Genomic DNA, 1,178 nt, shown 5'->3' with positions numbered 1-1,178 from the left:
CAATCTTGCGGCGCGCGGCGTGTTATGACGACTGGGGTGCATTTGAGCCGCCCCATTTAACCTTCGCCCTCACAGATACGCCATTCGCCTCAGATTTAGCGCCATGCAGACGAGCTTCCACTCGGCTTGCACCTTGTCCAGGCCCCTCATGCTGAACTGACGCAATCCCATCACCGCCTTGATCCAACCATTCGGAGCCTCCACGATCGACTTGCGCCGGCGGTAAGCTGCATCGCCTTGCTCCGTTTTCAATTTCGCCGCAATCGCCGCCGTATGCGGATGGGTCTTGGCATTGACCTTGGCATCTTCACGTCCCTCGCGGCCGAGGGCAACGATGACATCGCCGTGGTGATCGGCGACCTTTGCCAGAACAGCCTCACTACGGAATCCCGCATCCGCCAGCGTCTGGGCCGGCATTTCTCCGGTGTTGGCCTGAACTGCTGCCAGCATGCCCAGCAGCGCCTGACTGTCCGCGGCGCAGTTGGTCAACTCCGCCGCCACGATGATCTGGTGCTCGGCATCGACCGCTGTGTACCCGTTGTAGCTCTGCTCGGAGCCACCACCGGCGTGTTTCATGATCCGGCTGTCCGGATCGGTGAAGCTTTCCTGATCACGGTCATCCGGCACACCAAACTCGCGTTTGTACGAGCCACCGCCCTTGTCCGAGCCATCCGGATGGCGAGGCCGGCGGCCATCGTCTTCGCTGCGCCCCCGGGCCTGGTCCGCTTCACGCTGGCGCGCTTCCAGGCGCGCCTTTGCCGCCTGGATCGCCTCCAGGCGCTTCTCGCGGCGAGAAATCTCGGCAGGAATGTCCAGCTCCGGCTCGTTACGCTCCTGGTCGTCGGTAGCCTTGGCGCGATCAAGCAGCGCCTTGATCTCGCAATGCAATTCGTCCTCGGCCGGCTTCATGCGCTTATAGCTCATCGCCTTGTGGTCGCCATGTTTGGCGGCTTCGTATTCAGGTTCTTTAGAGAGATCCTTTAGATCGCCGTTCCTCACTACTGCCGGGAAGTCTCCCCAGGGAGCACGTTCGGCCTTATGTTCGGTCATGGTTTCAATCCCGGTCAGCGTCCCATATAGCCCCGAAACCTGCCAGGTGGGCCAAGATAGACCAGGCACCATAAGCAATAGGGCTAGGGTTGGTTTTGCTCACCCAACGCCTGAAGGTTCGGGTTCCC

At 61.0% G+C, this 1,178-nt stretch carries 1 pseudogene; it reads right to left on the bottom strand.

The features are described from left to right. Positions 1 to 69: 69 nt before the first annotated feature. A pseudogene (locus tag ABD361_RS30350) lies at positions 70 to 933 on the bottom strand (IS1182-like element ISKpn6 family transposase); the annotation flags it as partial. Positions 934 to 1,178: the final 245 nt, after the last annotated feature.

Origin of the sequence: Streptomyces luteosporeus (genome assembly GCF_039532865.1) — a bacterium.
GTDB classification, from domain to species: Bacteria; Actinomycetota; Actinomycetes; order Streptomycetales; family Streptomycetaceae; genus Streptomyces; species Streptomyces luteosporeus.
This window is presented reverse-complemented; position numbering and strand designations above follow the sequence as displayed.